The sequence below is a fragment of the Microbacterium arborescens genome, from assembly GCF_030369635.1.
GTDB lineage: Bacteria > Actinomycetota > Actinomycetes > Actinomycetales > Microbacteriaceae > Microbacterium.
In genome coordinates this window covers 762164-788099 of record NZ_CP128474.1, presented here as the reverse complement: position 1 = coordinate 788099, position 25936 = coordinate 762164, and the positions used below count along the sequence as shown (strand labels likewise).

Sequence of the window (25936 nt, the reverse complement as noted above, 5' to 3'; positions counted from 1 at the left end):
CGGCAAGCGCACAGCCGGCGTTCGGCACCGCCCGTATCGTGGCTTCTTCGGCGACGGAAGGAGCAGAACGTATGTGGGACGGGTGGATGCAGTTCGCCATCGCTGTACTGGTGGGCCTCGCGGTCGCCGCTGTGATCGCGGTGGTCGCTCATGTCGCGCTGCGCATCGCGGCGCGACGGCAGCGTTGGCCCGAAGTGCTCAGTCGTCGTTCCCGTGCCCCGTTCCGGTCGCTGCTCGTCGCCATCGCCCTCTGGGCGGCGGTGCAGACGTCGTTCCCGGACGAGCTGTGGCGGTCGGTCCTCGGCCAGGTCCTGACGATCGCGATCATCGCCGCGAGCGCCTGGCTGCTCGCTTCCCTCGTGCTCGCCGTCACCGATGTCGCGCTCGGCCGGTACCGCATCGATGTGCCCGACAACCGCGTCGCCCGCCGCATCCGCACGCAGATGCTGATCGTCCGCCGCCTCGCGGTCGCGATCATCATCGTGATCGGCATCGGTGCGGTGCTGCTGACCTTCGACTCGGTGCGCGCCGTCGGAGCGAGCGTCCTGGCCTCTGCGGGTATCGCCTCGGTGGTCGCCGGACTCGCCGCCCAGTCGGTGCTCGCCAACGTCTTCGCGGGATTGCAGATCGTCTTCAGCGACGCGCTGCGTGTCGATGACGTCGTCGTCGCCGACGGCGAGTGGGGTCGCGTCGGCGAGATCACCCTCAGCTACGTCGTGCTCGACCTCTGGGACGACCGGCGTCTGGTCCTCCCCTGCACCTACTTCACCACGACCCCGTTCGAGAACTGGACTCGGCGCGGCTCGGAGCTGCTGGGCGCCGTCGAGATGGACCTCGATTGGAACGTCTCGCCCACCGCGATGCGCGCCCATCTGCACGATGTGCTCGAGAAGACCGACCTCTGGGACCGCCGGACATCGGTGCTGCAGGTGACGGATGCCGTCGCCGGCTATGTGCGCGTGCGCATCCTGGTCACCGCGAAGGATGCCCCCACGCTGTTCGACCTGCGCTGTCTCGTGCGCGAGGCGATGGTGATGTGGGTGCAGCGCACCATGCCGCAGGCCGTCCCGGTGCAGCGCATCGTCATGTCGGATGCCGCGACCCCGGGCCACGGCGACGACCACGCCATCACGCACGACCCCACGCCGACCAACGACGGGCTGTTCACCGGGAGCGCCGAGGCGGAGCGACGGGCGAGCACGTTCACCAACGCGATCCCGGTGATCGTGACAGGCGACCTCGCCGAGCGCGATCGGCGCGACTGACGCGCTCGTCCGCGCCGCCGCGTGCGGTAGAGCCTCGGCTCAGACCTCGAAGTCGACCGAGATGCGGCTCGCGACGACGCCGCGGACGAAGGCGGCGACCTCCTGGTGAGCCGGGTGCACCTGATACTCCTCGAGTCCGGCGACATCATCGAAGTCGGCGACCAGTGCCACGTCGCCGTTGACCTCGGCGTAGGCAGCGTTCGGTCCGATGCTCAGCGAGCGGATCGAGGGGACGACACCCACGAGGGCCTGGATGCGGCGCGACACCTCGGCGGCGTGCTCGGCCCGGGTCGCGGCGTCCTCAGCGGCGAGCTTCCAGGCGACGACGTGGCGGATGGTCATGCGGGCTCCTCGGTCGGGGTCTTCTCGGTCAGCGCGGTGCGCAGCCGGTCGGCGGACACGCGCCAGTGCGCGTGGAGGCGATCGTCGATCAGCACGACGGGGATCTTCTCCCACCACTGCTCGAAAAGCGACGGGTCATCGAAGATCGATCGTTCCACGACATCGACCTCGGTGCCGGCGGGCAGGTCGGCCACGACGGTGTCGACGATCTCGCGGGCGACATCGCAGAGGTGGCAGCCGGGCTTGGAGATGAGGGTGAGGGTGGGCATCGGACGCGAAGCGGTGTCAGCGCTCGAGCTCGAAGCCGCGTGCGGCCCACTCGCCCGTACCGCCGGTGACGTTCGTGGCGTCGTAGCCGCGGGCCTCGAGCGCCGCGACCACCTGGGCCGACCGTCCGCCGGCCTGGCAGATCACGTCGAAGGCGCCGTCGGGCAGCTCGTCGATGCGTTCACCGAGCTGCGACATCGGGATGCTGATCGCGCCGGGCACGCGCCCCGCGGCGTACTCGTGGTCTTCGCGCACGTCGATGAGGGGGATGTCGCGGCCCGCACGGAGCTCGTCGATGGTGATGGATTTCATGCTCATTCCTCCACGTTCAGCCTAGGCCGCACCGCACAGCACCGTGGCGGCAGCATCCGGAAAGCACGAAGCGCCCCTCGGCCGGAGCCGAATGGGGCGCTCAGTGACGTCGCCGCGACTTACTTCTTGTTGCGGCGCTGGTGGCGAGTCTTGCGAAGCAGCTTGCGGTGCTTCTTCTTCGCCATGCGCTTGCGGCGCTTCTTGATGACAGAACCCACGGAAAACCTCACTATGTCAGGGTCTGGACGCATCTCGTATGCGTCCGGGAACAGGCACCTCGCGAAAAATGCCTCGGATCAGTCTAGCCGACGTCGGCGATCGGCCGTTGCACGGCGTCGCGCACCGCAGATTCGGGTACGCGGTAGCTGCGGCCGAAGCGCACAGCGGGCAGCTCGCCGGAGTGAACGAGGCGATACACCGTCATCTTCGACACCCGCATGATCTCCGCCACCTCCGCCACAGTGAGGAAGCGCACATCGGGCAGCTCGGCCATCGTCATCCCTTTCCCCCGGATGCGAACACTCTAGGGGCGAGGCGCGACGCGTGTAAACCGAAGTGACGCCTGTTGCTTCCGGGGCGCGGGATGTGCCGGGGTCAGCGCGCGGAACGCTTGCCGAACACGCTCGTGACGGCGTGCTTCGCAGATGCCGCAGCCCGCCCGACCAGCTCGGCCGCGGCGACCGCCTGCTCGGGGAGCGCGGGGACGGGCTCGGCGTCGTAAGCCTCCGAGGAGAGGAACGGCACGAGCCAGTCGTCGACGACGTCGAGCGGCTCGGGCGACAGGCTGTAGTAGCGGTGCTGCCCTTCCTCGCGCACGGTCACGAGCTCGGCCCCCCGCAGCACCTTGAGGTGCTTGGAGATCGTCGGCTGGCTCACGCCGAGCTCGTTCACGATCTGCGAGACGCTCGTCCCGGAGGAGCGCGGATCGGAGTCCCGATCGAGCAAGAGCCGCAGGATGTCCCGACGGGTGCCGTCGGCGATCACGTCGAAGATGTCCGCCATGCATTCAGGTTAGTCGGCGCGCGCGCCCGAGTACCATGACATCGGCACCGACCTACTGCGGAGCCGGGAGCAACAGCTGCGATCGTGGGGAGGAACACGCATGGCGGACAGGTCCGTCGGCGCGATCGTCCTCACCCGTCTCGGCGGCTTCGGACGCAGTGCCTGGGACGCCGGTCGCGACCTGGCGACCGCCTCGCCCTCACGCTTCGCGGTGCTGATCTTCTCGACGCTGATCCTCGTCTTCACGACGCTGTTCTCCCTGCCCGCGGCATCCGCTTCGGGCCGGGCTACACCCTTCGCCGATGCGCTCTTCACCGCGGTGTCGACGATCTGCGTCGCGGGCTTGGCCACCGTCGACATGGCCACGCACTGGTCGCCGTTCGGCCACATCCTCATCTACATCGGCGTCAACGTCGGTGCCCTCGGCGTGCTGACACTCGCGTCGATCCTGGGGCTCGTCATCTCCAAGCGCCTCGGCCTGCGTGCGAAGCTCATCGCCGCCGGCGACAGCAATCCGATGCGCGCACACGGCGGTCCGGTCAACGAAGGTCAGGCCGTCCGCCTCGGCGAGGTCGGCTTGCTGCTGCGCACGGTCGCGCTGTCGACGCTCGTCATCGAGGCGGGGCTCGCCGTCCTGCTGTACCCGTCGCTGCTGCTCGGCGGCGTCGATCCCCTCACCGCCCTGTGGGAGGCCCCGTACTACGCGGCCATGGCCTTCACCAACACCGGCTTCTCGCCCAACGCGGAAGGGCTGCAGCCGTTCGCGCAGGACTACGTGATGCTCACCGTGCTGATGGTCGGCGTGTTCCTCGGGTCGATCGGCTTCCCCGTCATCTTCACGCTCTGGCGGCACCAGTGGCATGTACGCGCGTGGTCGCTGCACGCGAAGCTCACGATCATCACCACGGTCATCCTGTTCTTCACCGGCGCCGGAGTCTTCCTGCTCCTCGAGTACGACAATCCCGCGACCTTCGGGTCGATGGAGGCGTGGGACACGACCTTCCAGGCCTTCTTCATCTCAGCGATGACCCGGTCGGGCGGCTTCTCGATCATCGACATCGGCGAGATGCACGGCTCGTCCCTCATCGTCGGATCGATGCTCATGTTCGTCGGCGGCGGATCTGCCTCCACCGCCGGCGGCATCAAGGTCACCACCCTCGCGGTGCTCGCCCTCGCCGTGTGGTCGGAGGCGAAGGGACGTCCGTCGGTGCAGGTGTTCGGCCGCCGCATCCCCAGCGACGTCCAACGCGTGGCACTCTCGGTCGTCGCGTGGAGCGCCACGATCGTCGCGATCGGCACCGTGACCATCGCGCAGATCACGAAGGCTCCCGTCGACGAGGTGCTCTTCGACGTCATCTCCGGGTTCGCGACCGTGGGGCTGTCGACAGGCCTGACGGCCGAACTCCCCGAGCCCGCGGTGTACGTCATGGCCCTCGTCATGTTCATGGGACGCGTTGGTACAGTGACACTCGCCGCAGCGGTGGCCGCGGCATCCCGTTCGCAGTTGTACGCCCTGCCCGTTGAAAGGCCGATCGTTGGTTGAGCAGATCCGAAGCGACGCTCCCGTGCTGGTCATCGGGCTGGGGCGTTTCGGCGCCGCCTGCGCGGGCGAGCTCGACCGCCTCGACCGCGAGGTTCTCGCGATCGACGACAACCTCGAACTCGTGCAGAAGTGGTCGGAGCGCGTCACGCACGCCGTGCAGACCGACGCCCGCAACCTCGACGCGCTCAAGCAGATCGGCGCACAGGACTTCCAGGTCGCCGTCGTCGCCGTCGGCTCGTCGATCGAAGCGTCCGTGCTCATCACCGCGAATCTCGTCGACCTGAAGGTCCCCCAGATCTGGGCGAAGGCCGTCTCGCAGTCGCACGGCAAGATCCTCGCCCGCGTGGGCGCCAACCACGTCGTGTACCCCGAGCGCGAGGCCGGCGAGCGCGTGGCCCACCTCGTCAGCGGGCGCATGCTCGACTTCATCCGCTTCGACGACGACTTCGTCCTGGCGAAGATGTACCCCCCGAAGTTCATCCGCGGCGTCGGTCTCAACGAGTCGGGAGTGCGCACGAAGTACCGTGTCACCGTCGTCGGCGTGAAGAGCCCCGGCAAGCCCTTCCGCTACGCGGAGGCCAATACCGTCGTCACCAACCACGACCTCATCATCGTCTCGGGGACGAACTCCGACATCGAGCGCTTCGCCTCACTCGACCGCTGACCTGCCCCGCGCTGCTGCGCGCTGCCCCCGCGTCGAGGTCCCAGTTGGGCCGGGTAAACGGACGGCATACCCGGCCCAAGTGGGACCTCGGATGACGTTGCGTCGAGGTCAGGAGCCGGCGGCGAGCTCGCGCGCGCGGGCGAGCGCGGCGTCGGTCGCCCGCGCGAAGACGTCGTCGAGCCGAGCCTCCTGCAGCACGGCGATCGCCCGCTCGGTCGTGCCCTTGGGGCTCGTGACGCGGCGGCGCAGCTCGGCCGGGTCCTCGCCCGAAGCGTCGAGCAGAGCGGCCGCGCCGATGAAGGTCTGCTCGGCCATGACGCGAGCCTCGGCCTCGGCGAATCCCTTGCCGACGGCAGCCCGGGTGAGCTCCTCGATCAGCAGGAAGACGTAGGCGGGCCCCGAACCCGAGATCGTCGAGAGCGCATCGATCTGCTCCTCGGGCACCTCGACGACGACTCCGCATGTCTCGAACAGGGCGCGCACCGTCGCCCGGTGGTCATCGGATGCCGCAGGCCCGGCCGCGAGCCCCGTGACGGCCTTGCCGACGACGGCGGGGGTGTTGGGCATCGAGCGGATCACGGCGACGTCGGGCCCGAGGATGCCGGCGAAGGTCTCGATCGTGACCCCGGCGGCGAGACTCACCACGACCGCGCCGGGGCGCAGCACCGGGGCGATCTCGCGCAGCAGATCGGGCACCATCGCGGGCTTCACACCGATCAGCACGACGTCGGCCGCAGCCGCGGCATCCGTGTTCCCCGTGGGAGTGTCGGCGAGCGCGATGCTCGTGACCCCCGCGAGGTCGGCGAGGGCGGCGGCCTTCTCGGCGGTGCGGTTGGTGACGGTCACTCCCCCGGCCGCGGCACCCGAGGCCACCAGGCCCGACAGCACGGCACCCCCCATCGAACCGGCTCCGAGGATGGCGATCGGGGGCAGGGCGACGACGTCGGACATGCCGTCATCTTAAGTCCGGTCGTTTCCCAGCGGAGCGCACGGCTGCGAGGTAGAGTCGGAACGTCCGCGGGCGCGGAGGCGCTCGCCGCGCAGAGCAGAGCGAAGGATCCCGCCATGCCCCTCTTCGACGGCATCACGCCACGCATCATCGAGACGTCGCGCCTGGCGGTGAGCATCCTCGAGCGCGGCGCAGACGACCCCGAGACTCCGGCCGACCGCACGCTCGTGCTGTTGCACGCCGCTCCCGGGTCGAGTCTCTTCTGGCAGGAGATCATCGAGGATCTGCCGAGCGACGTCCGCCCGATCGCGATCGACCTCCGCGGCTTCGGCGAGACCGAGCGACTGCCCGTCGACGCGACCCGCGGTGTGCGCGACTTCTCCGATGACGTGCGGGCGACTCTCGACGCACTGGGCCTCGATGCCGTCCATTTCGTCGGCTGGGGCCTGGGCGCCGCCGTCGCCATGCAGTACGCGCTCGATCACCCCGTGCTCTCGCTCAGTCTGCTCTCGCCCGTGTCGCCATACGGCTTCGGCGGTACGCGACTCGACGGCACGCGCCTGACGGACGATGACGCGGGATGCGGCGGCGGAGCCGTCAGCCCCACGCTCGTCGACCGACTCACGGCACGCGACGCGGGGGACGACGAGGGCACCGCCCGATCGTTCTTCCGCACGTCGTTCGTCTCGCCCGACTACGAGTCCGACAACGAGGACACGTGGATCGAGGCGATGCTCACGACGTCGACCGCCGAAGGCAACTATCCCGGCGACAGCGTGCCGAGCGACAACTGGCCGGGCTTCGCGGCGGGCCGGCTCGGCGTGCAGAACGCCCTCGCACCGGCACACTTCGACGTCTCGTCCATCGTCGACCTGGCCGCCGGATACGATGCGCCCCCGATCCTGTGGATGCGCGGCGGTGCCGATGTCATCGTCGCCGACGGGTCGTTCGCCGAGAGCGGTCATCTCGGCGAGATCGGCGCGATCCCGGGGTGGCCGGGCGTGGAGACGGCACCGGCGCAACAGATGGTCGCGCAGACCCGCAACGTGCTCGAGCGGTACCGCGAGGCGGGCGGACAGGTGACCGAGGTGGTCATCGAAGGCGTCGGGCACGCCGTGCATCTCGAGCGCCCGGGCAAGGTCCGCACCGCGATCCTCTCGACGATCGGCTACCTCGGCACCCCGATCTCACCGGCTCCCCCGACCGAGGCGATCATCCTCAGCTCCTGGGACTGACCGGCCGGCCGGCTCACCGCTGCTGCGCGAAGAACATGCGCAGCAGCGCGGACGACTCGCCGGAGCGCACGCCCGCCACGACCTCGGCTCTCACGGGAAGTCGGCGGTCGCGCACGAGGTCGTACTGCGATCCGGCGGCGCCCGCCTTGTCGTCCCATGCACCGAAGACGAGCCGCGAGACGTGGGCCTGCAGCATGGCGCCCGCGCACATGGCGCACGGCTCGAGCGTGACCGTCAGGGTGCATCCCGCGAGGTTCCACGACCCGATCGCGGCGGCCGCGGCGCGAAGCGCGACCACCTCGGCATGAGCGGTCGGGTCACCGGTCGCCTCGCGGAGGTTGCGGCCCTCGCCGAGCACTGCGCCCGAGGCATCCGTCACGACCGCTCCGACGGGGATGTCACCCGCCGCCGCCGCGGCCTCCGCGAGCTCGAGGGCACGCGTCATGCTGCGGATGTCGCCAGCGGATGCCGTCAGGGTCACGGCACCAGCGTAGAGCCGAGAAGACGCGAGCCGTCCGCGTAGGATCATCACATGCGTGTTCACGTCGCCGACCACCCGCTCATCACCCACAAGCTCTCGGTCCTGCGCGACAAGAACACCGCCTCGCCGGTGTTCCGTCAGCTCACCGAAGAGCTCGTGACGCTGCTCGCGTACGAGGCCACCCGCAACGTCCGCACGGAGCAGGTCGAGATCGAGACCCCGGTCACCCGCACGACGGGCCTCGCGATCGCCAAGCCCCGCCCCCTCGTCGTGCCGATCCTGCGCGCGGGACTCGGGATGCTCGAGGGCATGACCAAGCTCCTCCCCACCGCCGAGGTGGGGTTCCTGGGGATGGCCCGCAATGAGGTGACGTTCGAGCCGACCACGTACGCCGAGCGTCTTCCCGACGACCTCAGCGACCGTCAGTGCTTCGTGCTCGACCCGATGCTCGCCACCGGAGGCTCACTGGGCGCGGCGATCGACTTCATCTTCCAGCGCGGGGCACAGGACGTCACGGCCATCTGCATCCTGGGGGCGCCCGAGGGCCTCGCCGCGATCGAGAAGCAGGTCGGCGACCGCGATGTGACCCTCGTCCTGGGCTCGCTCGACGAGCGTCTCGACGAGCGCGGCTACATCGTGCCGGGCCTCGGCGACGCCGGCGACCGTCTCTACGGCACTGTCGACTGACCCGCGACCCGCGACCCGCGACCCGCGCATCGAGCGCACCTGCGCCGATGGAGCGCAGTTCGAACCGCGCCCGTCGCTGACAACTGCGCCCCATATGCGGAGCGCGCGCCTCAGACCGCCCCGACGAGACGGGCGAAGGCGCTCATCCGTGCAACGCCCTCGGGGGTGCGGGGCAGGTCGTCGAGGATGCCGGTGCCGTAGACGACGTATGCGGTGTGCTGCGCGCGCGAAACGGCCACGTTGAGGCGGTTCTGCAGCAGCAGGAACTCCAGCCCCCGAGGCGCGTCTCGACCTGAGGATGCCGCGAGCGACACGATCGCGACCGCCGCCTCCTGGCCCTGGAACCGATCGACCGTGCCCACCGGCACGTCGTCCAAGCCCGCCGCGGCGAGCGCTTCTTCTACGAGCACCTGCTGCGCGTTGTACGGCGTGACCACGATGATGTCGCGCTGCGCGAGCGGACGAGGCTCGAGCGCCGGGTCGGGCAGCCACGCACGGTCGAGGAGATCCGAGATCAGCCCCACGACGACCTCGGCCTCTTCGGGCGAGGCCGTGGCATTGCGCCGGTGGGCGACGGGCACGGGCATGACCCCGGGCGCGACGCCCGCGAGCACCCGGCCGGCCGTGGATGCGTGCGCGGCGAGTCGACCGTCGTAGGCGAGCACGGAAACCGGTTCGGCGACCTCGGGCCGCATGCGACGGGTCTCGGCCAGGAAATAGCCGCGATCGCTCGGGATGACGTGGGCGCCGTCCATGATCCAGCCGAGGGCCGAGGTGTCGACCGGCTCGGGATGCGTGCCCTGGCTGACCTGCGGCAGCTGTTGCGGATCGCCCAGCAGCAGAAGCCGGGAGGCCGCGACCGAGACGGCGATCGTCGAGGCGAGGGAGAACTGACCCGCCTCGTCGATGACGAGGAGATCGAGACTGCCGCGCGGGATGCGGCCGGCGTGCGTGAGGTCCCAGGCCGTGCCGCCGACGACGTATCCGTCCGGACGCCCCGCGGTGAAGTCGGCGACGCCGTTCTTCGGGATGACCGTGAAGGCCTCGTCACCGGTGGGTTCGCCCTTGACCGCCTTCGCGATCTTCTCGCGCGGCACCCCCGCGGCGGCGATGCGATCGAGCATGTTCTCGACGACGGCGTGCGACTGCGCCACGACGCCGACGCGGAATCCGCGTTCGGCCACGAGACGTGTGACGACATGAGATCCCACATAGGTCTTACCCGTTCCGGGAGGGCCCTGTACCGCGAGGTAGCTGCGGTCGAGATCGAGGATCGCGCTCGAGATGTCGGCGACCGCATCCCCGCCCCCACTCGGCAGCGAGCCGGACAGCGTCCGCGGCGGGCGTCGCAGCAGAAGATCGGTCGCGGGATCGGCCGGCAGGTCGGGCGTCGCGGCGATCACCTCGTCTGCCCACGCGTCGATCGCCGCCTGCTGGCTGCCCGCAGGCGGCGGGGCTGCCGGGGTGAGCGCGATCGGCAGCTCGGACCACATGTACGCGCCCGCGGCGAGCTCCTCGACGATCGCGCCGTCATCGAGCACCTCGATGACCCGCACCCGCCGGTCGGCGTGGATGAAGCGGGGCCGCGGTTCCGTCGGGAACGGCGCGGGCGCCTCGTAGATCGCGAACGGCGACGAATCGACGCTCAATCGTGTGCCCGGTGCGACCTCGCCGCGCAGTTCGAGGACGCGCCGGTCGGTGCGAGCCCCCTCGGGCCGATGCCAGTCTTCGAGCACCCGGCTGCGCTCGGACGCCACGGCGACGACGTCGCGGGTGTCCTCCCACATCGAGAGCGGTTCGCGCAGGCGGAGGAAGTGGGTGGCCCAGAACGACTTCGCCTCACGGGGGTAGTAGTCGATCGCAGCCGCCCCGAGCCGCAGCGCGACGGCTGACGGGGCGTCGGCACCCGCGGGGTCGTCCGCGGCCGCGGCATCCGCGAGTCGCGACAGCGCGGTTGCGCGCGGCGACGGCTCGTAAGCGCGCTCTTCGGGCTCGACATCCGCGGATGGCCGCAACTGCGCCTCCCGCGCCCGGTCGACGAGCCAATCGCGCAGCCGCCGTGTCGAGACGCAGTCGTAGCGGTTGTAATCAGCCAGATCCGCGAGGATCGCCGCGGCGGCGTCGGCATCACCCGCCTCGGCGAGTGCCCGCGCCTCGACGTACCGGACGATCGAATCGTCGCCCTTCTGGACGTCGCTCGTGCGGACTTCGGACCCCATGTAGAGCGGCTCGAGCTTCTTGATCGAGTACGAGCGCGACCCCACCCGCAGCGCGCGGCGGACGATCGGATACAGGTCGACGAAGACCCCGTCGCGCAGCAGCCGGTCGACCTCGGCCTCACCCACGCCGTACCGCGCAGCCATCGCGAGAAGATGCGTCGGCTCGTACGGTGCGTAGTGGTAGATGTGCATCGCCGGGTGCGCGGCACGCTGCACGGCGACGAACTCGAGGAAGGTCTGGAACGCCGCCCGCTCCTCGTCGAAGGTGTGAGCCCAGAGTGCGGAGTACTGCTCGCGGAGATCGACCCAGCCGAACAGGTAGTCGATGCCCCACTGACGAGCCGCCCCCTCGGTGTAGAGCGGGTCGCCCTCGAAGTCGAAGAAGAGATCGCCGAGGTCGGGCCGCGGAAGCGCGCCGAGCGCCTTCGGGAAGACCACCTCGTAGGTGGGGACGGGGGCCCCGTCTGCCGCCGGCTCGCCCGCGCCGACGCCGCCCGCGGGGCTCTCGAGCTGCAGCCGAGCCTGGGTGCGGAGGCCCGCGAACGTGTCCCACGACATCCGGGCGGGCGCCTCGCGCGCCGCGGCGAGCTCGTCGATCGTCGTGACTCCGGCCGCCCGCAGGCGCTCGCGCTGGATCGGTCGCATGCCCGCGACGAGCAGGAGATCGCGCGCGGCGACGACCTCGAGGTCGCAGGTCGCACACCGTCCGCAGGCCGCGACCCGCAGATCACCGCGATCGTCGCCCCACGCGATGGGTTCGCCCGCGGCGCCCGCGGCCACGTCACGGTCGGCGATGAGCGAGCGCAGACGCTCGCGCCGCAGGACGAACACCGGTGCGATGTCGGCGCGCTCGTGGCGCGACGTCGTGCCGTCGCCCAGCAGCAGCTCGACGTGACCGGCGACGGCCGCGCCCTCGCGGTCGAGCTGGACGGCATAGGCCTCGAGCTGCATCAGCGCGGTGACGCGCGCGTGGCGTGCGAGCTTCGTGTCTTGCACGACCCACCGGCCGTCGTCGTCGCGTAAGAGGAAGTCGGCGAACCCGACGAAGTCGGTGTCGGAGAACGCCGCCTGGTAGATCACCCGCGCGTCCGAGGCGAGGGCGTCACGAGTGAGCGCGACGGCACGCGCCAGGCCCGCGGCATCCGACGAGCGCGTCTCGGGGATCTCGGCGACACGATCTCCGAACTCGGCACGGTACGCGGCGAGCTGACGTTCCTCGTGGCGATCGCCGAGACGGCCCGCCCGCTCGAGCGTCGGATCGTCGGGCTCGTCGACGGCGGAGACGCGTCCGAGCTTGGCGTCGATCGCTCGCAGCCAGGCGAACTCGCACTCGGCCGCCGCCTTGAGGTCGCTCGCGCTCCAGACGATCCGGCCTTCGTCCTCGATGTATCGCATGATCCCCTTCCGTTCAATGACCCTAACCGCGGGGTGCGACACCGCCGACGCCGGTGCCAGACTGAGGAGGGTGAACGAGTCGCTCCCCTTCGCCAGCGTGTACGCCCACGGGTTCGCGCGGGTCGCCGCCTGCACCATCCCGGTCGCCATCGCCGACCCGGCGGCCAACGCCGAGGCCGTCCTCGCCGAGGCGCGCGCCTGCGACGCCGACGCCGTCGCTGTCGCAGTGTTCCCCGAGCTGTGCATCACCGGCTACGCGATCGACGACCTCGTGATGCAGGACGCGGTGCTGGACGCCGTCGACGCGGCCATCGAGCGCATCGTCGACGCATCCGTCGATCTCATGCCGGTGCTCGTGATCGGAGCCCCCCTCCGTCACCGCAGCCGCCTGTACAACTGCGCCGTTGTCATCCACCGAGGCGAGATCCTCGGCGTCGCCCCCAAGGCGCACCTGCCCACCTACCGCGAGTTCTACGAGCGCCGCTGGTACGCGGCGGGCGAGGAGTGGGACGGCGAGGGCATCCGCATCGGCTCGCACGAGACCGTGTTCGGGACGAACCTGCTGTTCGACGTCCGCGATGTGCCCGGGCTCGTGCTGCACGCCGAGGTGTGCGAGGACATGTGGGTGCCGGTTCCGCCGTCGTCGCGCGCCGCGCTGGCAGGCGCCACGGTCCTCGTGAACCTGTCGGGCTCGCCCATCACGATCGGACGAGCAGATGATCGCCGCACGCTCGTGCAGTCGCAGTCGCTGCGGTGCCTCGCCGTCTACGCCTACGCGGCGGCAGGTCTCGGCGAGTCGACCAACGACGTCTCCTGGGACGGTCAGACCATGATCTACGAGGGCGGCTCGCTCCTCGCCGAGACGGAGCGCTTTCCCGACGGGGCGCGGCGCAGCATCGCCGACGTCGATCTCGACCGCGTGCGTCAGGACCGTTACCGGCAGGGAACCTTCGACGACAACCGCCGCACGACCTCGACCGACTTCCTCACCGTCGAGACGTTCCTGCACCCGCCCACCGAAGACATCGGGCTGCGGCGCACGCTCGATCGGTTCCCCTTCGTCCCGGATGACCCGGCACGCCTCGACCAGGACTGTTACGAGGCGTTCAACATCCAGGTGTCCGGCCTCGAGCAGCGGATGCGGGCGATCGGCGGCCCTCGTCCCGTGATCGGGGTGTCGGGCGGGCTCGACTCGACCCACGCACTGCTCGTCGTCGCCCGCGCGATGGACCGTATGGGGCGCCCGCGCAGCGACATCCTCGCGTACACGATGCCCGGGTTCGCCACGAGCGACCACACGAAGTCGAACGCCGTGGCACTCGCCGAAGCAATCGGCGCGACGATCGAGACCATCGACATCCGCCCCGCCGCGAACGAACTCCTGCGCGGCATCGGGCACCCCTATGCCTCCGGCGAGCCCGTGTACGACGTCACCTTCGAGAACGTCCAGGCCGGGGTGCGGACCGACTTCCTGTTCCGACTCGCGAACCGTCTGAACGGCATCGTCATCGGCACCTCCGATCTCTCGGAGCTCGCCCTCGGCTGGGCCACCTACGGCGTCGGCGACCACATGAGCCACTACGCGGTCAACGTCGGCGTGCCCAAGACGCTCATGCAGCACCTCATCCGATGGGTCATCGCGCACCGGGAGGGCACGGGCACCGATCTGACCGATGAAGCGGTCGCCGTGCTGCAGTCGGTCCTCGACACCGAGATCAGCCCCGAGCTCGTGCCCGCGGGCGAAGACGGCAAGGCGCAGTCCACGGAGTCGACGATCGGCCCCTACGCCCTGCACGACTTCGCGCTGCACCACGTCCTGCGCTACGGCTTCCGCCCGTCGAAGATCGCCTTCCTCGCTCAGCACGCCTGGTCGGATGCCGACGCCGGTGACTGGCCGGTGGGATTCCCCCGCGACAGCCGCTACGCGTACGACCTGGCCGAGATCGCCCACTGGCTGCAGGTGTTCATCAAGCGGTTCTTCGGCTTCGCGCAGTTCAAGCGCAGCGCGATCCCCAACGGACCCAAGGTCGCCGCGGCCGGCTCACTGTCGCCGCGCGGCGATTGGCGCGCGCCGTCGGACGGCAATCCCGAAGCGTGGCTCGCGGAGCTCCGCCGGGCGCTCCCCGATCTCGTGGACTGACTCTCTCAGGCCGTCGGCAGCGTGCCGTAGGCGAGTGTGATGAGCCACCCGTCGCGCGAGATGTCGACGAGGGTGTACTTCATATTGCGGTCGGGGATCCAGCCGCGGTGGCGTCCCGGATCGAGCCGCACCTGCTCCGGCGCCACCCGCACACCGCGACCGTCTGCCTCGAGCACCGCTTGAACGTGCACCCAATGGTCGACGAGGTCGAGCGTGTCGGCCCCGGAGAACAGCCGGGAATGCTTGCGCATGCGGGCGAGGTCGGCGGGCTCCGGGTGTCCGTCGCGGATGTCGATGCCCACCGGCAGCCCCGGGTCGCTGACCGCGACGACCGTCGCCGCACGATAGCTGGCCGTCGTGATCGCCAGCGGCACCTCGACGCCGTCGCGTGAGGCGACGAGGCGCGTGTGGTAGCCGAAGCCGCGCGGCGCCTCGCGCTCGATGCGGACATCCTTCTCGTCGCAGCCGAGGGCCTGCGCGACGAGTTCGCGCGCGATCATCCGCCGACGGTGGTGCACCGTGATCGCCGGGTCCCAGCCGAGCCGGGCCGTGATCCCCGTGGGGGTGTCGAGAAGTACCGTCTGCATGCCGTCGCTCCCGCCTGTGGATGGTCTGACCTCAGCTCGAGTCTAGCGATCGCCCCTGGCGGCACCAGGGTGCGTCACCGGGTCAATCCCCGTGCCGCACCGCCGCGACTCCCGTTGAGGCGACCTCGCCTAGGCTGGCGGGATGAGCCTCGACAACGGCGACGACAAACGGCCGTCCTCCGCCCGCATCGCGATCTGGGTGGTGGTGGGCGGCATCGGTGCCTACCTGCTGATCTCCGGCATCCTCGGCATCATCGCTCGAGGCGGTGCCTGAGCGTGCGGCGGCTTCTGGTGGTCGCGCACCGCGACGAGCTGGTGGGCTTCCCCGCCGACATTCCGGGGTTCGACATCCTGCTCACCGGCCCGGGCAAACTGCTCGCCGCGCATGAGCTCACCCGTGCGCTCGATCGCACCGCGTACGACGAGATCGTCGTCGTGGGAACCGCGGGAGCCGTGGCGGGCGCGGTCGGACCGGGCATCTACGAGGTCGGCGACGCCGTCCAGCACGATGTGTTCGATCTGGCCGGGGTACGCGGCCGTCACCTCTCGATGCCCGACCGCGTCGAGGCGGGCGGCGAAGGCGTGCGCATCGCGACGGGAGACGTCTTCGTCGACGACGCCGAGGCGGTCGCGCTCATCCAGTCGCTCGGCGCCCAGCTGGTCGACATGGAGACCTACGTCTACATCTGGGTCGCCCAGCGCTTCGACATCCCCATCCGGGTGCTCAAGGCGGTGTCGGACGATGCCCAGGACGGCGCGACCACCGGTTGGGACGAGGCCGTAGCCGCGTGCAGCCGGGCCCTCTACGAACGCATCCGCGCCGACTACGGAGTCTGATCGCCGCTGCGGGCGAAAAGCCGGCGCAGCAGCAGGAAGACGACGAGCGCGACGACAGCGACGAGCCCGAGCTTGACCGCGAAGACGGCCAGGCGCAGCACGACGTCGACGATCACCCACGCGACGAAGATCGCGGCGATCACTCCGACGACGGTCCAGAAAGTCCTCACCCGCTCAGCCTAGTCGCGCTCGCTGAGCGCCTCCTGCCGGATGACGCTCGGCCCCTCACGAGTGGACTCGACGACGATCTGCGCGGCGAGCTGCTCTTTCATGCCTTCGACATGGCTGATGACGCCGACGGTGCGTCCGCCCGCGCGCAACTCGTCGAGGGTGCGCATCGCGAGCTCGAGGGTTTCGGGGTCGAGTGACCCGAAGCCCTCGTCGACGAACAGCGTGTCGAGACGGATGCCCCCGGCGCGCCCGGTCACGACCTCGGCGAGGCCGAGCGCGAGGGCGAGAGAGGCGAGGAAGGTCTCGCCTCCCGACAACGACTGCGGCGATCTGAGGCGCCCCGTATGCGCGTCGAGAACCTCGAGCCCGAGGCCCGAAGCCGCGCCGCGCGCCTGGAGCGCGTCACTGTGATGGAGGGTGTACCGCCCCGACGACATGTCGCGCAGGCGCAGGTTGGCTGCCGCGACGATCTCTTCGAGCTCTGCCGCGAGCACGAACGTCTCGAGATCCATCTTCCGGGTGTTCGGCGCGCGGCCCGCGACCGTGTCGGCCAGGCGGGTCACGGCCGCCGTCCGCTCGGCGAGACCGGCGACGGCGACGAACGCGTCATCGATGCGCACGAGGAGCTCGCGCATCCTCTCGGCGGCGTTGACGGCGTCGCGATGCGCGGCGATCGCGGCGCTGCGCGCGAGATCCCCGGCGGCGACCGCCTGCGCGGACGCGTCGAGGTCCGGCCGCTCGTCGGGGAGTCCCGCGGCGGTGAGCTCGAGCTCGAGCAGACGCGCGCGGGTGGCCGCGACATCCGCGGCGTGCTCGGCGACGCGCCGGGTGATGGCGGTGCGCTCGGATTCGGGAAGCAGCGCCTCGCGGACGTCGTCGACGTCGGCGAAGATCGATGCCTCGATGCGCCTCGCTCGGTCGCGTGCCGCGTCCGCCGCCGTCGCTTCGCCGTGGGCGAGCGCGGTGCGGCTCTCGAGGACGGCACGGGCGAGATCGCGGCGTTCGACCGTCGACGCGATGCGCTCCGCGACCGTCGCGAACGCACCGCGAGCATCGGCGACCTCGGTCTCGAGGCGCGTCAGGGTCGTTCCCGCCACGGCGAGGCGCTCGCGCGCGTCGGCCAGGGCGGCGGTGAGGCGGGATCGTTCTTCTGTCGCCTCGGCATCGAGGCGGTCGAGCACGTCACGCTGTTCGACGAGCGAGGCGACCCGCTCAGCGGCCAGCTCGGCTCCAGCCAGCTCCTCTCGGGCACCGGCGAGCGAGGTCGCGAGCTCGTCGCCGCCACGTCCACCGGCGCGCGCCGCCGCCGCGGCGTGCTCAGCGCGCAGGCGGGCGGTGTTCTCCCCTGTCTCGCGCGCCTCGGCCGCAGCGGCATCCCGCTCCGCCTCGGCGGCCGCCAGGTCGTCGTCGGTGACTCCGTCGGCGACCCGGGGGGCGGGATGCGGGTGCTCGAGCGATCCGCAGACCGGGCAGGCCGACCCGTCGGAGAGCTCGGCGGCGAGGTCGCCCGCACGGTCGGCCACCCGTCGGCGCAGCAGCTCGGTGACCGCGGCAGCGGCAGCCTCCGCCGCGCCGCTCGCGTGCAGGTAGGCCTCCTCGGCGGCGCCGAGCTCGGCAGCCAGGCGGTCGGCTTCGCCGGCGGCCTCGACCTGCGCCGCGAGATCGGCGACGCGGACGCGCACCTCGTCGCTTCGCGCAGCCTCGAGGGTCGCCGCCGCGAGGTCGGTCGTGAGCCGTTCGCGCTCTGCCGGCAGAAGCGCATGCTGCTCATCGAGAAGACCCGCTTGCTCCTCCAGCAGTGCGATCTCGGCGATGGTCGCGTCTCGCGCGTCGACGGCGGCCGTCAGCTCGTGCTCACGTGCGAGCGCATCGGTCCACCGCGCGATGTCTCCCGTGAGCGTCTCGACGACCGCGGCGACGTCGTCATCGGCGTTGCCGCCCGCCTCGGTCCAGCGCTCGGCAGCCCGGTCGGCCGCGGCGCGGGCCTCCCCCGCCGCCTCCTCGGACCGGTCTGCCTGCTCGAGCGTCGCACGCAGCGCCTCAGCCGCGCGCGCACGCTCGACTCTGCGTTCGATCGTGGCGACCTCGTCGGCGATCGCGTCGAGGTCGGCCAGACGTCGACGCGCCGCGGCGAGCTCGTCGAGCACTCGCACCTGCTCGACGAGTTCGGCGTGCGTCGCGGAGAGGTGAGCGTGGCGCGACTCCGCTTGCTGGCGGAGCTCTTCGGCCTGCTCCACGCGATAGTCGGCGCGACGGCGGGCACGCTCGATGAGATCTCGTCGAGCGGCGAGGTCGGGTGACGCCGGCACCGTCTCGTCGGTCGGGCTCTCGTCGGCGTCCGAGGCGGCCTGCCGCGCCATCGCCGCCTCGGCGAGATCGAGCAGCGTGCGCACCTGGTCACCGGCGGCGTCGAGCTCGCGCTGCGCGGCGCGGCGGCGGTTCTCGAGATCGTCCTTGTACTGCTCGAACCGCTTCGTCCCGAACAGGGTGCGCAGCAGCTGCTGGCGTTCGTCGTTGCGTGCCAGGAGGAACCGCGAGAACTTGTTCTGCGCCAGCAGGATGACCTGCTGGAACTGCTGGGCATTCAGCCCGAGCACCTCGTCGAGCAGGAGGGCGACCTCACGCGGCTTCGCAGCCCGTCCGATCCACTCGCCGTCCACGCGCTGCTCGAGCTCGGCGCGGGCGACCTCGGTGGTGAGCTTGTCACCCCGCTTCGCGGGACGCTCGTACTCCGGCGCCCGCGTCACACGCCAGCGCTCCCCGCCGACGGTGAACTCCAGACGTACCTCCGTCGGGTCGCCCAAGAAGCTGTGGTCACTGCGAAGGCGCCGCTCGCCGTTTTCGTAGCGAGGCACGGATCCGTAGAGCGCGAAGCTCACGCCGTCGAGGATGCTCGACTTGCCCGCACCGGTCCGCCCCGAGATGAGGAACACGCCGTCGCGGTCGAAGGCGTCGAAGTCGACGGTCTGCTTCTCGCGGAACGGGCCGAATCCGGTCAGCTCGAGGCGATGGAGCTTCACGCCATCGCCTCGACGCGGACCCGCTCGTCGAGGACATCGGCGAGCAGCTCGCGCTCACGCTCGTCGGCGCCGACACCCTCACGCACGTGCACGAGGAACGCCTCGACGAGCTCGGCATCGCTGCGCGCGGCGCGCACGCGGTCGACGTAGGTGCGCGCATCGCGAGGCGCGATGTCGGCGGGCGCGTGCACGACCTTCGCGCAGAACGGGAACCGCTCCTGCAGGCGGCGCATGGGATCACGCTCGGGCAGGGTGTCGGTGTACTCGACGCAGATCCACGCATCGGCATACCGTTCGTGCGCAGGATCGGCGAGCACCTCGGCGAGCGGCCCGCGCAAGGTGACGACGGGGCGCGGGATCGGCAGCTCGAGCCAACGGGCGTCGACGAAGCCGTCGGCGTCGAGCTCGACCAGCCACGAGCCGCGGGGCTTGTCTCCCTCGCCGAAGCTGTAGTGCAGCGGCGCGCCGGCGTACCGCACGGCGGGGGCGAGCTGCTGGCGGCCGTGGATGTGGCCCAGAGCCATGTAGTCGACTCCGGCGAACGTGGCGAGCGGCACCACGTCGAGCCCGCCCTGCTGGATGTCGCGTTCGAGATGCGGTGTCGGCTCGACCCCCGCGGCGAAGCAGTGGGCGATCGCGACCGAGCGACCGCCGCGTGCCGCGAGATCGTCGCGCACGAGCCCCATCGCGCGGTCGATGACGGCCGCCTGCGAACGGGCTTCGGGCCAGAGGTGGCGAAGAAGGGCCGGTTCGAGATACGGGATGCCGTAGAAGTGCACGGGCCCGTCGGCATCCTCGACGGTGATGGGCGTGCCCACCGCGGCCGGGTCGGTCAGAACGTGGATGCCCTCGCGCAGCAGCCCCGCCTGGAAGCCGAGGCGGGCGGCCGAATCATGGTTGCCGCTGGTGACGATGACGCGCGCTCCGGCGTCGGCGATACCCCGCAGCGTGTCGGAGAGAAGGGCGTAGCAACCGGCCGCCGGCGCGGCTGAGTCGAACACGTCGCCTGCGACCACGACGACGTCGACCTCGTGTTCGCGGACCTGCTCGGTGAGCCTCTCGAGCACGCCCCGCAGCGCGTCGAGCGTCGAATGACCGTGGAAGGTCCGCCCGATATGCCAGTCGGAGGTGTGGAGGATCCGCATGCCGACCAGGGTAGGAGCAGCCTCCGACATCGCCGGGGTGCCCCGCGGGGAAGGCGCAGACTCAGACCCGGCCGGCGCGTCGCCGCGACGTCAGATCGGCGACGCCCAGCACGAGGGCGAGCGCGAGGAAGAGCCCGACGGAGACCATCCCGAGGGCGTAGGCGTCGTGGTAGACATCGATCCGCGGTGTCGATCCACCCCCGAGCCGGTTCACCGTCGAGTAGAACAGCGACAGGGCGACGGCGGTTCCGACGGCCGTGCCGATCCGCTGCACGAGCTGACCGACGGAGCCGGCCAGCCCGCCCTGCTTGACCGGGATGTCCGCGAGGGTCAGGGTCTGGTTCGGTGAGATGACGAGGCCACCCCCGAAGCCCCCGACGGTCAACACTCCCGCCATCGCGAACTCGACGATCCCGGGCGGCACGAAGTAGGCGACGAGGGCGAGGGCGACGACCGCCGAGAGCATGATGATCAGACCCCCGACGACGAGCGGGCGCCCGACACGGGTCACGATCCGGCCGCCGACGTAGGAGGCGCCGGCGCTCGCGACGGCGAAGCCGATGGAGACCATGCCCGCGAAGACGGGCTCGAGGCCGACGCCCAACTGCAGGAACAGCGTCGTCAGCAGGAACATCGCCGGCAGCGCCATGAAGTAGACCGCCTGGATGAGAGTGCCGTTGCGGTACGACGAGATGGCGAAGAGCTGCAGCGGAATGAGCGGATGCTTGCCGGATGCCGCATAGCGACGCTCCCACCACACGAACAGGGCGGCGAAGACCCCGAAGGCCACGAGCGACCACCAGCGCTGCGGATCGTCGCCCTGCGCGCCGGTCGTGAGGAGGAACGGCACCATCAGCGCGATGACGACGAACGCGAAGAGCACGAGACCGACGGGATCCAGTTGCAGCCGCGCCGGCCGGGATTCGCGTGTCTTCGGGAGGAGCCAGACGACCCCGGCGAGGACGGCGAGGGTGAGCGGGACGTTCATCCAGAAGATGTAGCGCCAGCCGTCCTCGGCGCCGCCCAACGCGATCATGAGGCCCCCGAGCGTCGGGCCGAACGCCGTCGAGATTCCGATGGTGGCGCCGAAGAGCCCGAATGCCTTGCCGCGCTCGGCCCCCTGGAACATCTCCTGCGCCAGTCCGATCACCTGCGGCATCTGGATGCCGGCCGCGACGCCCTGCACCAGACGGGCGGCCAGGAGCACCTCCGTGTTCGGCGCGAGCGCGCACGCGACGCTCGTCACGGTGAACAGCAAGAGTCCGATCACGAACAGCGCGCGTCGCGACCGTTGGTCACCGATGCGTCCGGCGGGCACGAGCGTCAGTCCGAACGTGAGCACGTACCCCGACACGATGAGCTGCAGCTCCGTCGAGCCCGCCCCGAAGGCCTTCTCGATCGAGGGCAGCGCGACGTTGACCTTCGTCAGGTCGAGGATCGTCAGCGCCGCCACGGCGACGCAGACCCAGAAAGCCCGCCACCGCTGGTGCACCGACAGAGGGATGCTCGCCGTGTCACTCATCGTGGGTCAGGCTACGCCCGCGCGAAGGCAGCGATCCCGCCCTTGCACTGTCGGCCCGGGGGCCGTAAAGAGAACAGCCCCGGCACGACGAATGCCCCGAGGCCGGCCCGGGGCATTCGCGACGTCGTCGGGTCAGTCGACGGCGAGGTCGTCGACGATCCGCGCGATCTCGTCCTCGCCGACACCGAGGCCGACCTCTGAGACGCGCTGGCGCACGTACTTCTCGACCGTCGCCCGGTTCTCACCCGGGAGATCCGCGCGCAGCTGCGCGATGAGCCCGTCGATGCGCTCCCGCTCGGTCGTGTCGTGCATCGACAGCGCCGGGCCGTCCTGCACGCCCGGAGGGGAGACGGGGGTGTCCTCCTTCGGAGGCGTGACGTCTCCGTCGGTCCCCGCCGAGGTGGCGCGTGTGCCACCACGCCCCGTCTCGGGGGCGTCCTGCGTCGCGGAGTCCGAGACGCTCGAGTCGATCTCGTCGGCCTGTCCGCTCATCGCTGCTCCTCCTCGTCCGCCTGCTCGTCGGTGACGAGGTCCGGGTCGAGCCCCTGCTGGATCTCGGCGCTCTCGACGAAGCCGTCGGGGCTGTCACCGTCGGGCATCGCGGCGGCATCGGCGGGCGTGTCAGCGTCGCGGACGGCGTCGTCTTCGGCCTCGCTCGCGGCGAGCGAGGTGGCCCCAGCGCCATCGGGATCGACGACACCCTCGGGTAGATCGCGGTTCATGACTGTCTCCTTCGATCGATGGCCCCAGTCTGACGCCGGCATCCGATCGTCAGCACCGTCTTGACAGGCGCGCGGCGTGGGACGTAGCCCGCCGAAGACTCCGCCGCGGCGCGGCCGGTCAGCGTCGCGGCTGCAGGATCCCCGCACGATCGGGGTGGGCCTCGAACCAGTCGGCGACGTACCAGCAGACCGGGCTGATCGTCCGGTCGCCGGCCCCTTCGATGTCGGACACGGCCCGCTCGACGACCTCGGCCGCGTAACCGTGACCGCGGAAGGTCGGTATCGTGTAGGCACGGGTCAGCGCGACGGTGCGCCCGTCGTCGCGGTAGTCGAGCACGCTGACGAGGTCGCCTCCGCGGTGCAACGTGTAGCGGGAGGCATCCTTCTCGTGGGTGAAGGTCAGATCGCTCATGAGGCCACGCTACGCCCGGCCGGCGGCAGCGAGGCCAGCCAGACGTCGATCTCCGAACGACTGCGCAGCCGCACGATCCGCTCCCCCGCGGCGATGCGCCCGAGCATCCGCTCACGCGTGACGGGATGATTGGTCCACGCGAACCGGATGATGTTGCGTTCGGGATGCCATCGGAGCAGATTGCTCGCACGCTCGCGGTTCCCGTGCCAGAGCTCCTCGCGCCGCACCACACGCCGCAGCGTGCGCCCGATCACCTGACGCATCACGCGCCGACGCGGGAGATCGAGCCATACGACCGTGTCGGGACCTTCCGGCGAGCCCGGGTCGAGCAGATCGCCCAGCTTCGAGTCCCAGTTGCCGTCCATGACCCAGCCCTCGGGGTGCTGCCGCATGAATCCGCGGACCCGGGCGTGCGCCTCGTCGAGGTCGCGCCTGCGCCAGCCGGCATCCCAGAAGACCGCGTCGAGCTCGAGCCGCGGGAGCCCCGTGCGCGTTGAGACGCGGTCCGCGAGCACGCTCTTTCCCGAGCCGGAGGTGCCGACGATGCGGATACGCGTAGCCACGATCGTGCACCGTAGCGACGATTGAGCAATCTGTCACATTCCGTCATCGGACGACGCCGCGAGCTGGTGTGTTTGACACATCGGGACACGGATCGTCATAATCAACCCCATGACTGACATCGCACGCACTCTGTCCGCCCGGGAGGCGAACGGAACTGCCGGCATCATGATGATGCCGCAGCGTGCTGTCATGTGTTGCCGAATGTGCCGCTGACAGGTGAACCCCGCCTGATCCTCCGCCGCTTCTGAACGCGGCCGCGGATCCCCGAGTTCCGATGGACGGCCCACAACGCCGACATCCGGATGCTCGCTCACCGGCCCCCGCTGGGCCTCACGCAACGCACACCCGAACCCGCCGCAGGCTGCCAGCCCGGGTTCACGTTCCGAGGACGAACCTCCCATGTCGAACACCGCTCTTCTCGCCCCCGCCGCCCCCGCTCGCCACCTCCGCGCCGTCGAGACCCCTCCGCCGGCCCCCGCCGCCGCGACCTCGACCGCGCCGCGCGGCTTCGCGCTCTACGTCGGCATCGACGAGGCCAAGGCCGCCGCCGACGGCGTCTCGCTCTCGACCCTCGTCGAAGCTCTGCGCCGCACGCTGGGCGACCTCGCACCCCACGCCGAGACCTACGCGACCGTCGCGCTCGCACCGATCGGCACGGGTGGCCGTGACGTCGACGTCGTGCGCCTCGCGCTCCACGAACCCAGCGCCGTGGCTCGCACGAAGCAGGACGTCCCGTCCGAGGACCACGTTCCCGGCGGCGTGACCGTCGACATCTCGCGCAAGCGCGTCTTCATCGACGGCGAGTCCGCGGCCTTCACCTTCAAGGAGTTCGAGCTGCTGCAGTACCTCGTGCTCCGCGAGGGTCGCACGATCGAGCGCTCCGAGCTCGTCGAGTCGCTGTGGAACAACGGCTCCGACGACGAGGCGCCGGGTGAGCGCACGATCGACGTCCACGTGCGCCGCCTGCGCGCGAAGCTCGGACGCTACGAGGACATCGTGCGCACGGTGCGCGGCGTCGGCTACCGGTTCGACCGTCACGCCGACGTGGTCATCCGCTACGGACACGGCACGCCGTCGCCCGACCGCTTCTGACCCGGGCCACCGCGCCGCGGCATCATCCGGCGTCTCTCACGGCGGGATGTCGGAGGTTCCGACGTAGGGTGTGCCCATGAGCGCGGTGACGACGGGACGGATGCCAGGCCGTCGCCCGGCGGTCCGCGAACGGGGTCGCGAGACCGAACCGTCGCACGCCCGCCCGATCGAGACGGAGTACCGCCCGGCCGCGCCGACCGACGTCGCCCGTGCGGTGCGCCACCAGCAGCACGGCGCACACGATCCCACCATGACCACGTCGGGCGAGGTGATCTGGCGCGTCAGCCGCACGCCGCACGGCATCGCGACGCTCGCCCTGCGGGTGGGCCGCTCGCTCGTGAGGGCGGCGGCGTGGGGTCCCGGCGCGGAATGGGCGATCGAGCAGCTGCCGCGGCTGTGCGGCGGCCATGACGATCCCGACGGTTTCGACATGGCGCGGCATCCGCTCATCGCCGACATCCATCACCGGTATCCCGACATCCGCCTGGGCGCGACCGATCTCGTCTTCGACGACCTCGCGAGCGCGATCTTCGAGCAGAAGGTGACCGGCCTGCAGGCGTTCGGTGCGTGGCGCGCGATCGTGACCTGGTACGGCGAGCGCGCGCCGGGACCGACGCCGCGTCCGATGTTCGCCCCTCCCGCCGACTGGCACCTCATCCCGAGCTGGGCGTGGCATCGCGCCGGTCTCGAACCGCCGCAGTCTCGGACCGTCGTGCGCGCGGCACAGCGACGGTCGTCGATCGAGCGCGCGGTCGGCGAGGCATCCGACGGCGACGAGCGCGAACGCATCCTGACGTCGCTGCCGGGCATCGGGCCGTGGACGTCGGCCGAGACCCGCATCCGCGCCTTCGGTGACCCCGACGCCGTGAGCGTGGGCGACTATCACCTGTGCCACACCGTGGGCTACGCCCTGACGGGGCACCGGGTCGACGACGACGGGATGCTCGAACTGCTCGAGCCGTGGCGGGGCCATCGACAGCGCGTCATCCGGCTCATCTACGCCGGCGGCGTGTTCGAACCCCGTCGCGGGCCGCGGCTGCATCCCGAAGACCATCGCGACCGCTGACGCCCCCGGCATCGTAGGCTCGGGTCATGGCGAATCGGGGATGGCAGCGCGGACACACCTATTGGGCGCTCGGCGCCGCCCTCGTCTTCGTGCTGGGCATCGTGTTCGGCCTCGTGATGAACAACGTGTGGCTGGGGCTCGTGCTCGCTGCGGCGATCTCGGTGGGCTGGCTCATCGCGTACGAGTCGCGTCGCGGACGCAACGAGGGCGTCTACGACCGCGATGACGACGGCGCGCAGCTCTGACGCCCGCGGGAACCGCTTCGCCTGACAGTTCCCGCCCCTTCGCCGCGCGAGA

General features: G+C 70.6%; 29 protein-coding genes. 11 read left to right on the top strand and 18 right to left on the bottom strand.

Going from position 1 to position 25936, the window contains the following annotated elements; all coding sequences use genetic code 11:
• Positions 1-71: 71 nt before the first annotated feature.
• Positions 72-1265, top strand: coding sequence for a mechanosensitive ion channel family protein (locus tag QUC20_RS03660; protein WP_289330986.1), 1194 nt, complete (start codon positions 72-74; stop codon positions 1263-1265).
• A 39-nt stretch (positions 1266-1304) separates the two neighbouring features.
• Here QUC20_RS03660 and QUC20_RS03655 read toward each other — a convergent pair whose 3' ends face one another.
• The 6 genes from QUC20_RS03655 to QUC20_RS03630 all read right to left on the bottom strand — a co-directional run bounded on the left by QUC20_RS03655 (position 1305) and on the right by QUC20_RS03630 (position 3188).
• Positions 1305-1607, bottom strand: a complete 303-nt coding sequence (locus QUC20_RS03655; RefSeq protein WP_120263330.1) for a Dabb family protein — start codon at positions 1605-1607, stop codon at positions 1305-1307.
• A complete protein-coding gene (locus QUC20_RS03650; protein WP_289330985.1) occupies positions 1604-1876 on the bottom strand; it encodes a glutaredoxin family protein in 273 nt (90 codons plus the stop codon). Before QUC20_RS03650 ends, QUC20_RS03655 begins: the two co-directional genes overlap by 4 nt.
• A gap of 16 nt (positions 1877-1892) precedes the next feature.
• Positions 1893-2186 carry a rhodanese-like domain-containing protein gene (locus QUC20_RS03645; RefSeq protein ID WP_120263332.1) on the bottom strand — a complete coding sequence of 98 codons (294 nt, stop codon included), beginning with the start codon at positions 2184-2186 and terminating at the stop codon, positions 1893-1895.
• 119 nt (positions 2187-2305) lie between these two features.
• Positions 2306-2404, bottom strand: a complete 99-nt coding sequence (locus QUC20_RS03640) for a 30S ribosomal protein bS22 (RefSeq protein WP_003792170.1) — start codon at positions 2402-2404, stop codon at positions 2306-2308.
• 83 nt (positions 2405-2487) lie between these two features.
• On the bottom strand, positions 2488-2679 hold the full coding sequence (locus QUC20_RS03635; RefSeq protein ID WP_094262527.1) for a helix-turn-helix domain-containing protein: 192 nt from the start codon (positions 2677-2679) through the stop codon (positions 2488-2490).
• A gap of 101 nt (positions 2680-2780) precedes the next feature.
• On the bottom strand, positions 2781-3188 hold the full coding sequence (locus tag QUC20_RS03630; protein ID WP_120263333.1) for an ArsR/SmtB family transcription factor: 408 nt from the start codon (positions 3186-3188) through the stop codon (positions 2781-2783).
• 100 nt (positions 3189-3288) lie between these two features.
• On the opposite strand from QUC20_RS03630, the gene QUC20_RS03625 reads away from it, so the two are divergent.
• Both QUC20_RS03625 and QUC20_RS03620 read left to right on the top strand, forming a co-directional pair.
• A complete protein-coding gene (locus QUC20_RS03625) occupies positions 3289-4731 on the top strand; it encodes a TrkH family potassium uptake protein (RefSeq protein ID WP_120263334.1) in 1443 nt (480 codons plus the stop codon).
• Positions 4724-5395 (top strand): potassium channel family protein, encoded by a 672-nt coding sequence (locus QUC20_RS03620; RefSeq protein WP_023952231.1) that lies wholly within the window; start codon positions 4724-4726, stop codon positions 5393-5395. Before QUC20_RS03625 ends, QUC20_RS03620 begins: the two co-directional genes overlap by 8 nt.
• 108 nt (positions 5396-5503) lie before the next feature.
• Here the strand turns inward: QUC20_RS03620 and proC are convergent, their stop codons facing one another.
• Positions 5504-6346: a pyrroline-5-carboxylate reductase gene (gene proC / locus QUC20_RS03615; RefSeq protein ID WP_289330984.1), complete on the bottom strand. Its 843-nt coding sequence runs from the start codon at positions 6344-6346 to the stop codon at positions 5504-5506.
• Between the two features lie 114 nt (positions 6347-6460).
• Here proC and QUC20_RS03610 point away from each other — a divergent pair, with 114 nt between their 5' ends.
• Positions 6461-7579 carry an alpha/beta fold hydrolase gene (locus tag QUC20_RS03610; protein WP_289330983.1) on the top strand — a complete coding sequence of 373 codons (1119 nt, stop codon included), beginning with the start codon at positions 6461-6463 and terminating at the stop codon, positions 7577-7579.
• Positions 7580-7592: 13 nt separating this feature from the next.
• Here QUC20_RS03610 and QUC20_RS03605 read toward each other — a convergent pair whose 3' ends face one another.
• Entirely contained in the window at positions 7593-8024 is a 432-nt protein-coding gene (locus tag QUC20_RS03605) for a nucleoside deaminase (RefSeq protein WP_289331463.1), read from the bottom strand.
• A gap of 87 nt (positions 8025-8111) precedes the next feature.
• On the opposite strand from QUC20_RS03605, the gene upp reads away from it, so the two are divergent.
• A complete protein-coding gene (gene upp, locus QUC20_RS03600; protein WP_289330982.1) occupies positions 8112-8747 on the top strand; it encodes a uracil phosphoribosyltransferase in 636 nt (211 codons plus the stop codon).
• Between the two features lie 110 nt (positions 8748-8857).
• Here upp and QUC20_RS03595 read toward each other — a convergent pair whose 3' ends face one another.
• The gene (locus QUC20_RS03595) at positions 8858-12361 is read right to left on the bottom strand and encodes a TM0106 family RecB-like putative nuclease (protein ID WP_289330981.1); all 3504 of its coding nucleotides are present in this window, start codon (positions 12359-12361) and stop codon (positions 8858-8860) included.
• 70 nt (positions 12362-12431) lie between these two features.
• On the opposite strand from QUC20_RS03595, the gene QUC20_RS03590 reads away from it, so the two are divergent.
• The gene (locus QUC20_RS03590; protein ID WP_289330980.1) at positions 12432-14501 is read left to right on the top strand and encodes an NAD(+) synthase; all 2070 of its coding nucleotides are present in this window, start codon (positions 12432-12434) and stop codon (positions 14499-14501) included.
• Positions 14502-14506: 5 nt separating this feature from the next.
• On the opposite strand, the gene QUC20_RS03585 is transcribed toward QUC20_RS03590, so the two are convergent.
• On the bottom strand, positions 14507-15088 hold the full coding sequence (locus tag QUC20_RS03585; protein WP_120263340.1) for a hypothetical protein: 582 nt from the start codon (positions 15086-15088) through the stop codon (positions 14507-14509).
• A gap of 142 nt (positions 15089-15230) precedes the next feature.
• On the opposite strand from QUC20_RS03585, the gene QUC20_RS03580 reads away from it, so the two are divergent.
• Complete coding sequence (locus tag QUC20_RS03580) at positions 15231-15362, top strand: hypothetical protein (RefSeq protein ID WP_258524632.1); 132 nt, start codon at positions 15231-15233, stop codon at positions 15360-15362.
• Between the two features lie 2 nt (positions 15363-15364).
• Positions 15365-15925 (top strand): phosphorylase family protein, encoded by a 561-nt coding sequence (locus tag QUC20_RS03575; protein WP_120263341.1) that lies wholly within the window; start codon positions 15365-15367, stop codon positions 15923-15925.
• Here QUC20_RS03575 and QUC20_RS03570 read toward each other — a convergent pair.
• The 8 genes from QUC20_RS03570 to QUC20_RS03535 all read right to left on the bottom strand — a co-directional run bounded on the left by QUC20_RS03570 (position 15913) and on the right by QUC20_RS03535 (position 23480).
• Entirely contained in the window at positions 15913-16095 is a 183-nt protein-coding gene (locus QUC20_RS03570) for a hypothetical protein (protein WP_120263342.1), read from the bottom strand. The two genes, QUC20_RS03575 and QUC20_RS03570, sit on opposite strands and share 13 nt — an antisense overlap.
• Positions 16096-16104: 9 nt before the next feature.
• The gene (locus QUC20_RS03565) at positions 16105-19116 is read right to left on the bottom strand and encodes an AAA family ATPase (protein WP_289330979.1); all 3012 of its coding nucleotides are present in this window, start codon (positions 19114-19116) and stop codon (positions 16105-16107) included.
• Positions 19113-20261, bottom strand: coding sequence for an exonuclease SbcCD subunit D (locus QUC20_RS03560; protein WP_289330978.1), 1149 nt, complete (start codon positions 20259-20261; stop codon positions 19113-19115). Before QUC20_RS03560 ends, QUC20_RS03565 begins: the two co-directional genes overlap by 4 nt.
• 61 nt (positions 20262-20322) lie before the next feature.
• Positions 20323-21783 carry an MFS transporter gene (locus QUC20_RS03555; protein ID WP_289330977.1) on the bottom strand — a complete coding sequence of 487 codons (1461 nt, stop codon included), beginning with the start codon at positions 21781-21783 and terminating at the stop codon, positions 20323-20325.
• Between the two features lie 132 nt (positions 21784-21915).
• Positions 21916-22275 (bottom strand): hypothetical protein, encoded by a 360-nt coding sequence (locus tag QUC20_RS03550; RefSeq protein ID WP_259455232.1) that lies wholly within the window; start codon positions 22273-22275, stop codon positions 21916-21918.
• Positions 22272-22505 (bottom strand): hypothetical protein, encoded by a 234-nt coding sequence (locus tag QUC20_RS03545; RefSeq protein ID WP_289330976.1) that lies wholly within the window; start codon positions 22503-22505, stop codon positions 22272-22274. The genes QUC20_RS03550 and QUC20_RS03545 overlap by 4 nt, the downstream gene beginning before the upstream one ends.
• Before the next feature lie 118 nt (positions 22506-22623).
• On the bottom strand, positions 22624-22917 hold the full coding sequence (locus QUC20_RS03540) for a GNAT family N-acetyltransferase (RefSeq protein WP_289330975.1): 294 nt from the start codon (positions 22915-22917) through the stop codon (positions 22624-22626).
• Positions 22914-23480, bottom strand: a complete 567-nt coding sequence (locus QUC20_RS03535; protein WP_289330974.1) for a P-loop NTPase family protein — start codon at positions 23478-23480, stop codon at positions 22914-22916. The genes QUC20_RS03540 and QUC20_RS03535 overlap by 4 nt, the downstream gene beginning before the upstream one ends.
• A gap of 400 nt (positions 23481-23880) precedes the next feature.
• On the opposite strand from QUC20_RS03535, the gene QUC20_RS03530 reads away from it, so the two are divergent.
• From QUC20_RS03530 to QUC20_RS03520, 3 genes are all read left to right on the top strand, one after another.
• Positions 23881-24573, top strand: a complete 693-nt coding sequence (locus tag QUC20_RS03530) for a winged helix-turn-helix domain-containing protein (protein ID WP_120263349.1) — start codon at positions 23881-23883, stop codon at positions 24571-24573.
• A gap of 76 nt (positions 24574-24649) precedes the next feature.
• Positions 24650-25639, top strand: coding sequence for a DNA-3-methyladenine glycosylase family protein (locus QUC20_RS03525; protein ID WP_434543652.1), 990 nt, complete (start codon positions 24650-24652; stop codon positions 25637-25639).
• Between the two features lie 26 nt (positions 25640-25665).
• Positions 25666-25884 carry a hypothetical protein gene (locus QUC20_RS03520; protein WP_023952268.1) on the top strand — a complete coding sequence of 73 codons (219 nt, stop codon included), beginning with the start codon at positions 25666-25668 and terminating at the stop codon, positions 25882-25884.
• Positions 25885-25936: the final 52 nt, after the last annotated feature.

Bases quoted from the DNA above. Each gene is read 5' to 3' on its own strand.
- QUC20_RS03660 (WP_289330986.1), top strand. From the start codon at position 72: ATGTGGGACGGGTGGATGCAGTTCGCCATCGCTGTACTGGTGGGCCTC.
- QUC20_RS03655 (WP_120263330.1), bottom strand. From the start codon at position 1,607: ATGACCATCCGCCACGTCGTCGCCTGGAAGCTCGCCGCTGAGGACGCC.
- QUC20_RS03650 (WP_289330985.1), bottom strand. From the start codon at position 1,876: ATGCCCACCCTCACCCTCATCTCCAAGCCCGGCTGCCACCTCTGCGAT.
- QUC20_RS03645 (WP_120263332.1), bottom strand. From the start codon at position 2,186: ATGAAATCCATCACCATCGACGAGCTCCGTGCGGGCCGCGACATCCCC.
- QUC20_RS03635 (WP_094262527.1), bottom strand. From the start codon at position 2,679: ATGGCCGAGCTGCCCGATGTGCGCTTCCTCACTGTGGCGGAGGTGGCG.
- QUC20_RS03630 (WP_120263333.1), bottom strand. From the start codon at position 3,188: ATGGCGGACATCTTCGACGTGATCGCCGACGGCACCCGTCGGGACATC.
- QUC20_RS03625 (WP_120263334.1), top strand. From the start codon at position 3,289: ATGGCGGACAGGTCCGTCGGCGCGATCGTCCTCACCCGTCTCGGCGGC.
- proC (WP_289330984.1), bottom strand. From the start codon at position 6,346: ATGTCCGACGTCGTCGCCCTGCCCCCGATCGCCATCCTCGGAGCCGGT.
- QUC20_RS03610 (WP_289330983.1), top strand. From the start codon at position 6,461: ATGCCCCTCTTCGACGGCATCACGCCACGCATCATCGAGACGTCGCGC.
- QUC20_RS03605 (WP_289331463.1), bottom strand. From the start codon at position 8,024: ATGACGCGTGCCCTCGAGCTCGCGGAGGCCGCGGCGGCGGCGGGTGAC.
- upp (WP_289330982.1), top strand. From the start codon at position 8,112: ATGCGTGTTCACGTCGCCGACCACCCGCTCATCACCCACAAGCTCTCG.
- QUC20_RS03595 (WP_289330981.1), bottom strand. From the start codon at position 12,361: ATGCGATACATCGAGGACGAAGGCCGGATCGTCTGGAGCGCGAGCGAC.
- QUC20_RS03585 (WP_120263340.1), bottom strand. From the start codon at position 15,088: ATGCAGACGGTACTTCTCGACACCCCCACGGGGATCACGGCCCGGCTC.
- QUC20_RS03580 (WP_258524632.1), top strand. From the start codon at position 15,231: ATGAGCCTCGACAACGGCGACGACAAACGGCCGTCCTCCGCCCGCATC.
- QUC20_RS03560 (WP_289330978.1), bottom strand. From the start codon at position 20,261: ATGCGGATCCTCCACACCTCCGACTGGCATATCGGGCGGACCTTCCAC.
- QUC20_RS03555 (WP_289330977.1), bottom strand. From the start codon at position 21,783: ATGAGTGACACGGCGAGCATCCCTCTGTCGGTGCACCAGCGGTGGCGG.
- QUC20_RS03550 (WP_259455232.1), bottom strand. From the start codon at position 22,275: ATGAGCGGACAGGCCGACGAGATCGACTCGAGCGTCTCGGACTCCGCG.
- QUC20_RS03545 (WP_289330976.1), bottom strand. From the start codon at position 22,505: ATGAACCGCGATCTACCCGAGGGTGTCGTCGATCCCGATGGCGCTGGG.
- QUC20_RS03540 (WP_289330975.1), bottom strand. From the start codon at position 22,917: ATGAGCGATCTGACCTTCACCCACGAGAAGGATGCCTCCCGCTACACG.
- QUC20_RS03530 (WP_120263349.1), top strand. From the start codon at position 23,881: ATGTCGAACACCGCTCTTCTCGCCCCCGCCGCCCCCGCTCGCCACCTC.
- QUC20_RS03525 (WP_434543652.1), top strand. From the start codon at position 24,650: ATGAGCGCGGTGACGACGGGACGGATGCCAGGCCGTCGCCCGGCGGTC.
- QUC20_RS03520 (WP_023952268.1), top strand. From the start codon at position 25,666: ATGGCGAATCGGGGATGGCAGCGCGGACACACCTATTGGGCGCTCGGC.